Consider the following 8,897-nt stretch of genomic DNA (forward strand, 5'->3'; position numbering starts at 1 on the left):
CTGTCTAGTCTCCGTCGCCTGGCGGAAACCGGCGCCTCGGCCCGGTCGGGCCTACCGCACCTCCGACAGACTTGACGCCAGCGTCGAGGCGTCGGGTCCACACGATTTTGCCGTACGCTTCAGCGCCGTTCGTCTGCCCGCCGCTCGATGGCTCACGGAGTTGATCCCGCCCTGCCACCACCTGCGCGCCCGCCGCTGCCGCGTCCACCGCATCCCGCCCCAACGTTCGTGACGATGGCCAACGTCCCTTCAACGGGACAGGACAGCGATGAATATAGGTTTGATTTGGATCGCCGTGTAATATTTCTGAAAAACAGAAATAAATGACTTGACCGACTGGATCGTGCCCACCGTGGTGATTTGCCCGACGGGTGGTCGGGGCTGTTCGACCGGGCTGTGCGACTCCCTGATTTAGAGGCACTGCGCACGCGTTCGTTCCGGGCAGAGCTTGAACGAACTGGAGAGCGAAAACAGCACGCGTACGCTGCGGGTCCTGTTGTCGGATGCGCGATAATTCAACGGCGCTGCCACCGCCATGTCCGCCCGCAGATCGTCGCCCAGGAAGAACCGCGCGCCCAGGCCGGCCGAGGTCAGCGCAATGCCGTCGGTATACCTGTATCCGTGATTCCACGCTGTCCCGGCATCGAAGAAGCCGTAAAGCTGATAGCCGGTCAGATGTTTGAAGGTAAGCTTTTGATCGAAACGCAGTTCGAGCGAACCGCCCATGGCGTTGTCACCGCTGATCTCTGCGCTGCCGTATCCGCGCCCAAAGGCAGCACCGCCCAGATAGAACTGCTGCGACGTGAACAACGGGCCGGAAGCGAGCTGGCCGGCCCCCGACAGTTTCACCGACCACGCATCGGAAAGCGTCTGATACCGCGTGAAACCAACGTTGAGCACCGAGAACGTGCTAGACACGCCGTAGCGCGACACAAAGATGTCGTCGCCGCGCGAGGCGCCGAAGATGTCGAGACCCTGCCGCCAAGTCGCGGTCAGATAGTTGGTGCCGCCGAGACTGTCCTGCAGCCGATAGTCCGACGTCAGGCGAATGGTGCGGATGTGATCCATGTAGAAGGCGCCGAAGACATCTTTCTCGGTGACGTTTGAGAACGCCAGCGCTCCCGTGAGCGTCAGCGTCGACTTCTGCGTCTGCAGTGGAACGATGCTGCCGCGGATCTCGAATGTCTCGGTCGTGGTGACGGTGTTGTACAGGCGTCGGAAGTCGCCGGGCCGGACTTCGCTGAACAGTGCGGAGGCGCCAAGCTGCGCCCCGTCGGTCCCGACAGGTATATCATAGGATAGCCGGCCGAACGCGAGTTGGCGCGGATCGTTCGCGATGGTCGAGAGGTTGATCGAGAGCACATCGCCGGGCGCGAGGTAGGAATTGAATGCGCCCGCCGCGTAAGTTTGCCAGGGGCCAACCGATGACGAGCCGAGGTTGTCAATTCCGAGAGAATTGAAGATGCGCCAGGTTTTCAAATGAACGACGAGGCGGAAGCGGCCGCTGCCGAGGCCGATCTCTTCGAGTTCGGTATCGGTGATGCGCACGCCCGGCCGGCCGTTGATCAGCAACAATTGTCGCTCCAACGTTGACTGGCGCGAGGGCTGTTCAGCCAGCACCGGGCCCAGCATGGGCCGGACGCCGAACTGGTCCGCGCCTTCGCCCTTGAACGCCACTTCCGCGATGCCGCCTTCGATGACCTGAAGACGAACATGGCCGCCCTGAATGTCCTGTGGCGGCACGATGGCGCGGCTCAGGTGAAAGCCGGCAGCGCGGTAGAGGTCGCTGACCGCCGCGGCGATCGCCGCGAGGTCGGCCTGGGAGATCTTTTTCCCAAGATAGGGTTGATAGGTCCTTGCGACGTCTTCGCTCGGGATTGCGCGGGCGCCGGTTAACGAAACCTTGTTGAGGACGACCAGCGGTGTGGAATCCGCTGGGCTCTCCGAGCGGGATACCCGCGGGACCTGCACACCGGATCGGAGGGTGTCCGCGGACTCCTCCGATTGCAGTGCGTCGAAGCGCTTTTCGGTCTGCCGGGGGTCGAAACCGGGCTGACCAGCCTGCTGCGCCCGTGCCGCGTCCAGGGAAACCGCGGTCAGTAGCACCGAGGTCACACAGGCAAATCGGAAACAGCCGCTAGCGTTTTGCCGGACAGCGGACCTTCCACCGTAGTTCCACGGAGGTATGCGAAAAGGTCCGTGTCGAGCTGCTAGGTGCATGATATTTCATAGAATTTTATGGTCAATGAATCGTTAATAAGAGTGCCCGATCGCAGGGTTCGGCCTCACTCAATATTGAAACTTTTGCCGTACATCTGAGAAGCATTTCAGACCGATGGAGATTTTCATGATTGGCCGGGTCTCACGCATCCTCGTGATGTCGCTCGTCGTTGGGTCCACGTCGGCCGCACTCGCCGCGGACGAAGGAGCCTGGTCCGTCAGCAAGTCATCGGGCGAGGTCTGGATGACCACGACCGGCGCGCAGCCGGTTTCGCTCGGCAAGGAAGAGGTGCTGAAACCGGGCGATAGCATCCGAACCGGCCGCAACGGGCGGGTGCTGCTGGTGCGCGGCGAAGAGACCATCATGGTCTCGCCGAATTCGGTAATCGGCCTGCCCGCGGAAAAGAAGGAAGGGCTCTCGACCACGATTATTCAGCGGGCCGGCTCGATCCTGCTTGAGGTAGAAAAGCGCAACGTCAAACATTTCGAGGTCGAAACGCCGTATCTCGCTGCAGTCGTGAAGGGCACGCAGTTTCGTGTCTCCGTGAACGCCACTTCCACCAGCGTCAACGTCATCAAGGGACAGGTAGAGGTCGCCGACTTCAAGTCCGGCCAGATTGCACAAGTGCTGCCGGGACAGCATGCGACCGCTTTTGCACAGGGCAACGCTGGCATCTCGCTGGGCGGATCAGGCACCTTCAGCCCGATCGAGCGCGGCCAGCCGCGCGCACCCTCGATCGACCGCGTTCCGGTACCGAGGTCCGGCCTCGCCGCGCCGCGCCATGCGGCTAACGGCTCCGCGGTGCGTGCTATCGGGCAGGCGAATCCCGCAGCGAGCGCCAAACCCGGAAGCGTATCGGTCCAGTCGATGCGCCATACAGCGAGTGCTCCCGCGAGACCTTCTGCGACCCGGATTTCCACCGCGATCGGCGAGGTACGTCTGAATATTCACCGTGTCACCAAGGGTATCGCCCGATCAGGGCAGGCCCACGGGACAGCACGAAACGTCGCCAGCCGGGATACGATCTGGGGTCCGCGCAATGCCGCGACGACCGCGATTGCGAACGGCTCCAGCAATGCAAATGACGCGAGTAACGGCAACGCAGGCAGCCCAGCAAGTGCAACAGCAGCAGGCGGTGCAGCCATTGCCGCTACGGCGTCCCCGCTGGGTGGAAACGGCAATAATGGAAACGGCAACGGGAACGGCAACGGAAACGGCAACGGGAACGGCAACGGCAACGGAAACGGAAACGGAAACGGAAACGGAAACGGAAACGGCAATGGGGCAAACGGCGGCGGCAATGGCAGCAATGGCAGCAATGGCAATGGACGCGGTCGTTAATCGATTGCAGGCCAGCAAAGGTCTGTACGGATAGTTCATGATGGGGGCGCGCTTCTCGAGGAAGAAAAGCCGCGCGAGGGGAACAACGTGAGACACTACCGACCGCATGTCTTTGTGGTGGTTGCACTGGCGATCGTGCTGTCATCCGGTTGGCACGGCGCGCTTCGCAATGCGCTGACCGACCTGCGGTTTGCGTGGCAGACGCGCCAGGCCAGTGGCGACATCGTCATTGTCGCGATCGATGCTCCGTCGATCGAGAAAATCGGAGTCTGGCCGTGGCCGCGCCGCTTCCACGCCGACCTGCTCGGGCGGTTGGAAAGCGCCGGCGTAACGGACGTGGTCTTCGACGTTGATTTCTCGACGCCGTCCGACGCTGCGTCGGATCAGGCGTTCGTCGAGGCGCTTCGGGCCGCGGGCGGATCCGTGATATTGCCGGCCTTCAAGCAGCCGGCTGCCGACGCCGGCAACGCAACGGGCGTGCATATCAATCGTCCACTCCCTCAATTCGGCGATCATTCGTGGACCGCCGTCGTCAACGTCGCGGTCGGGCGTGACGGACTCGTCCGCCGCTACCCCTTCGGCGATACACTCGACAGCAAGTTTTATCCCTCGATGGGCGCGGTATTGGCGGGGCAGCATGATGCAAAGAGCCCCCCGTTCCTGATCGATTTCGGTATCCGCGCCGCTTCGATTCCGATTGTGTCCTACGTCGATGTGCTGCGCGGGGATGAGACGAGCCTGAACCGGCTGAAGGGCAAGAGGGTCATCATCGGCGGCACCGCGCTCGAACTCGGCGATCGCTTCAGCGTCCCCAATGGGGGAGTTGTTTCAGGGCCGATCCTGCAAACTCTCGCTGCGGAATCCATCCTGCAGGCCCGCACGCTGCGCTGGACCTCCGACGTCGTGACGCTGGCGGGACTATGCATTATCTCCCTGATCATGGTGGTTTCCTGGCACCGCCTTTCCGCGGGCGTGCGGGTGATCGTTCTGGTCGGAATGGCGGCCGCCGCCGAAGCAACTGCGATGCTTATGCAGGCAAAGCTTCCCCTTGTTTTCGATACATCGCTTTTCTTGACGGCGATCGCCGTCTACATGACCGCCATTGCACTCGACGAAATTGACTTCCGGGACCTGCTGGGCCGGATTGCCGAAAGCCGCTTTCAGCGAATAGCGATGTCGCTGGGCGACGGTCTGGTGTGCACCGATTCCAATCATCGGATCACGGTCTGGAATCCCGGAGCGGTTGCGATCTTTGGCTACGAGCCCGCTGAGATGATCGGACGGCCGTTCGATACCATTTGCGCCGTGTCCGCCAAGGCTGCGCCTGGTTCGGTTTCGACCATCGAAGCGTCGCGTGCCCGATCGCAGCAGCCCGGCGGGGTAATGATAGAGTTCGACGGGCTGCGAAAGAACGGCGAGGTGTTTTCGGTCGAGGCTTGTTTCTCCGGTTGGCAGGGTACCGAGGGCTTTCAATATGGCGCGATCCTTCGCGACATCTCGGCGCGGAAACGCGAGGCTGAGCGTATCAGGTATCTGGCGGAGTACGATTCGCTTACCGGGCTCGCCAACCGCGATACGCTTAACGCCAGTCTGTCGGTGATGATTTCCAGCGCGGATAAGCGGGCCGGAGAAGTGGCGTTGCTGGTCGTGGGTCTCGACGGATTTCAGCAAATCAACGACATGCTCGGGCACGCCTGCGGCGACCGCGTGTTGCGGGCTGTGTCCGAACGTCTGAAGGCCGAGACTGCAGGTGCCGGAATCGTGGCGCGTCTGAGCGGTGATGAATTCGCTATCGCAGTTCCCGTCGCTGCCATGACCGAAACCGTTGCGCAGTTCTCCGAGCGCATCGCGCTCACATTCGCGACACCTCTTCTGGTCGGAACGCGACCGCACCGCCTCAAGGCCAGTATCGGGGCCGCCTGTTATCCGGGCGATGGCCATACGGCCGAAGAACTGCTGAGCAACAGCCATCTCGCATTCTGCCGTGCCAAAGCGACCAGGCGCGGCGGGCACGTGGTTTTCGAAAACGCGATCCGGAAAGAACTCGAATCGCGCCTGACGCTGGAGGCGGAACTGGCCCAGGCCGCAGATCGGAAGGAATTCGAACTGTTCTATCAGCCGCAGGTCCGTCTCTCGGATGGCGGTTTGATCGGCGCGGAAGCCCTCATTCGCTGGCGCCATCCCGTCCGAGGCCTGGTTTCGCCAGCGGAGTTCATGCCGGTCGTCAACAGCTCATCCATTTCGGAGCGGGTTGCGGGCTGGGTTCTCGAAACCGCATGCCGGCAAGCGCGGGCCTGGGAGCGGGCCGGCCACAGCATCCGCGTCGGTATCAATCTTTCGCCGTCGCAGCTTCAGTCAGGCGACCTCGCGGCCTCGGTTGCGGAGGTACTCAATGTCACCGGTCTGACGCCTTCGCTGCTCGAACTGGAACTGACCGAGGACATTCTGCTGCTGGACGAACAGCGGGTGCTTGACACATTTATGAGAATTCAGGAACTCGGAGTGCGGGTCGTATTCGACGATTTCGGCACCGGTTATGCCAGCCTGAGCTATCTCAAGAAGTTTCCGCTCGACGGGCTCAAGATCGATCGCTCCTTCGTGCTCGACCTGCGTGTCGATTCCGACGATGCGGCAATCGTCAGTTCGACGATCGGCCTGAGCAAGCAACTCGGCCTGTCCGTGATCGCCGAAGGTATCGAGAGCCGTGCCACCGTCGACGTACTGGTGAGGATGGGATGCGAGGAAGGGCAGGGGTATTTCTTCGGCCGACCGATGCCGGCTCAGGCCTTCGAGGGTCAGTTCCTGACGGTGCCTGCCCCCGTCGCCCGCGTGCTTGAAGAAGGCGCGGTCGCGTAAAACCAGGTTCGCCAAAGCGCCTCGGCTCCATCGTTGCCCTTACCGAGGGGCATCGCGCTGGCTCTCTTGAGCGCGGCGTATATTTTCGAATGAACATGGCGGCCGGCCAAGGCGTCAAGCCCGGCCCTGGTCTCGGCCAGTTTTGGCGTCATCGCCGGTCTGGAATTGCGATTGCCAAGCGTCCGGCTAGACGGTCGGTGCGACCGCTGTATTGGACGCCTCGATAAATCACAAGAAGTGAGCGATTGTGTCCTTGAACGCGGACCGCTGCGGAGTATACCTTCAAGCATGGAGGACATTCGAATGGCAGGGGCTGTGTGCGTCCGGTCGGCCTGTCGCGTCGCATTCGCAGGGTTGGTTTTGGTTTGCTTTTCCGGCCTCGCTCTGGGCAAGGACGCTGATGACGATGACGATGAGTCGGCAAAGGCCGCTTCGTCGCCGAACCTCTACCTGGATCTGCGAACGAACTACGCCACCTTTCCTGCCGGCTCGCTATCGTTCGGCTTCGGCAATTTTGGACTGTTCGCCGGTCAGCACCCGGCGCTTTCGACGCTCGCCAGCCACGCGGGTCTTGCCAACCTGCCAACGCTCCCGGCTCTGTCGTCGCCGTCCAGCCGGAGCATTGGGCTCGATGTTCCGCTCACCGTGGATTTGAACGATCGGGTTTCCGTGTATGCCGGCTTCAGCGCCGGTGCGTCGCGTGCCGACTTTTCGGACTGGTCGGCGTTCACGGTCTACAGCTGGAGCGCCGGATTCCAGGCCGACGTCTATCAGCAGAACGGCGGTTCGATCCCGACGATCACGCTGCAGTCGACCTTGACGCGATCGGCAGCGGGACAGCCGCTTCCGACGACGTCCGTCAATACCATCCTCGAGTTCGACTACGCCCTGAACGCGGACGAAACCCGAGGGATGCTGGCCGGCATGCAGCACACCGCGGTTGCCGTGGATTCATCTCTCGTAACCATCAAGCCCAATGTCGTCGTTTATGTCGGCGGCTACTATCAGTGGGACAACAACTGGAAGTTCACCGGCCGCGTCGGGGTTCAATCCTTCGGCGGCGCGCAGTTGCTCAACCGGACGCCATTCGAGTCGTTTACCCAGCCGATCGTCAGGCTCGACCTCGACCGGATGGACGACGACGACAATCGTCTGTTCGGGATAACGGCGGCGATCTCATGGGTGCCGAAGCCAGCCTACCAGCTCACGGTGCGAACGCCGCTCTACCTGGTGAAGAACTAACGCGATCCGCGCGCATCGAAAGCATTTGACACGTCGGGCAAATCACCGGCATATCTTCATCATCGCAAGGATCATAAGCCCGCGCCGGGAGACCGGTCGCGGGTTTTTCGCATCGGGAGGATTGAATCGGGCGGTCATTGCCGTCACATCTCCTTTGTGCCGCCGTATTTTCGCTATCCCGTGACCCGCGCTGGGCTCAAGGACATCGCGATGAAGAAACTGTTTGTGGGCGCACTGATCGCAGGTTCATTTTTTTCGTTCGAGGCAAGGGCACAAGAGCGCGCCGGGAGCGCCGCGCTGGGAGCGGTGTCGGGCGCCGTTGTACTGGGACCGATCGGCGCGGTGGCAGGAGCATTCATCGGATACGCCGCGGGTCCGTCGATTGCGCGCTCGTGGGGAATGCAGCGATCCTCGTCGCGTTCCCGGGCAAGGCAGGCGAAGCAATCCGGCCCTTCACCCCAGCGCCAGGCCGCTGCCGCAGCAAGTTCGCCGCCACCCGCCAGGACTTCGCCGCTTCCCGCCAGGAGAGCCGCGCCGCCGCCGGTTCAGGGGTTTGACTAGAAACGCTGGCGGCTGAACAGGCGCCGCACCGGGAAACTTGACACGTCGGGCAAATCACCGGCATATCTTCATCATCGCAAGAATTCAAAAGCCCGCGCCGGGGAACCGGCCGCGGGCTTTTTCAGTTCATATTTCCTGAATCGGACGGCGGCCGCACGTCATGGCGCCACATCATCCCATGCATCGCTGCCAGAGCGTCGCACGCGGGCCGCCGTCCGAGCCTGACTTCCGGCGCGTTCGAAAAAGGCGGCACTTGGCGTCGCAAGTCCACGGCCGCAATCGAAATGCCGCACAGGTATTTGGTACCGATCAGGAGACTAAATGACCGCATCTCTGATCGCGCTCGCAGTGGTCGGCCTCGTCATTATCGCAGTGTGGGAGGCGCTCCAATGAGATCGGCGCAGCCCCAAGGGAATCCGGATTAACGATGGCTAAAGCCGTAACAGAGATGCGTGCGGACTTTCAGCATCTGCGGCGTTGGCGCAGGAGCGTCGAGCAGGCGCAGAGCTACACCTTCAAGGCCATGATCACGGTGATCGTTACCGGCTTTGTCGGTGCGGTGTGGCTGGGGATCAAGGTAATGCTCGGCAAATAGCCGCGCGCCCCCCCGCACGCCCGACGCCGCTTGGCGACCAAATGCACAGGGGCTGGCCGATGTACAGGATCCGTGAGGTCG

The 8,897-nt window shown here is 62.1% G+C and carries 5 protein-coding genes; 4 read left to right on the top strand and 1 reads right to left on the bottom strand.

Annotated features, from left to right (window positions below; genetic code table 11):
* Positions 1-411: 411 nt before the first annotated feature.
* Complete coding sequence (locus Q8R73_RS12980; protein WP_305719947.1) at positions 412-2,220, bottom strand: ShlB/FhaC/HecB family hemolysin secretion/activation protein; 1,809 nt, start codon at positions 2,218-2,220, stop codon at positions 412-414.
* A gap of 127 nt (positions 2,221-2,347) precedes the next feature.
* Here Q8R73_RS12980 and Q8R73_RS12985 point away from each other — a divergent pair, with 127 nt between their 5' ends.
* The 4 genes from Q8R73_RS12985 to Q8R73_RS13005 all read left to right on the top strand — a co-directional run bounded on the left by Q8R73_RS12985 (position 2,348) and on the right by Q8R73_RS13005 (position 8,816).
* The gene (locus Q8R73_RS12985; protein ID WP_305719948.1) at positions 2,348-3,562 is read left to right on the top strand and encodes a FecR family protein; all 1,215 of its coding nucleotides are present in this window, start codon (positions 2,348-2,350) and stop codon (positions 3,560-3,562) included.
* A gap of 87 nt (positions 3,563-3,649) precedes the next feature.
* Positions 3,650-6,418: an EAL domain-containing protein gene (locus tag Q8R73_RS12990; protein WP_305719949.1), complete on the top strand. Its 2,769-nt coding sequence runs from the start codon at positions 3,650-3,652 to the stop codon at positions 6,416-6,418.
* A gap of 360 nt (positions 6,419-6,778) precedes the next feature.
* Entirely contained in the window at positions 6,779-7,660 is an 882-nt protein-coding gene (locus tag Q8R73_RS12995; protein WP_305719950.1) for a hypothetical protein, read from the top strand.
* Between the two features lie 988 nt (positions 7,661-8,648).
* On the top strand, positions 8,649-8,816 hold the full coding sequence (locus tag Q8R73_RS13005; RefSeq protein ID WP_305719952.1) for a hypothetical protein: 168 nt from the start codon (positions 8,649-8,651) through the stop codon (positions 8,814-8,816).
* Positions 8,817-8,897: the final 81 nt, after the last annotated feature.

This window comes from Bradyrhizobium sp. (assembly GCF_030697065.1).
Classification (GTDB): Bacteria; Pseudomonadota; Alphaproteobacteria; order Rhizobiales; family Xanthobacteraceae; genus Bradyrhizobium.

Bases quoted from the DNA above. Each gene is read 5' to 3' on its own strand.
- Q8R73_RS12980 (WP_305719947.1), bottom strand. From the start codon at position 2,220: ATGCACCTAGCAGCTCGACACGGACCTTTTCGCATACCTCCGTGGAAC.
- Q8R73_RS12985 (WP_305719948.1), top strand. From the start codon at position 2,348: ATGATTGGCCGGGTCTCACGCATCCTCGTGATGTCGCTCGTCGTTGGG.
- Q8R73_RS13005 (WP_305719952.1), top strand. From the start codon at position 8,649: ATGGCTAAAGCCGTAACAGAGATGCGTGCGGACTTTCAGCATCTGCGG.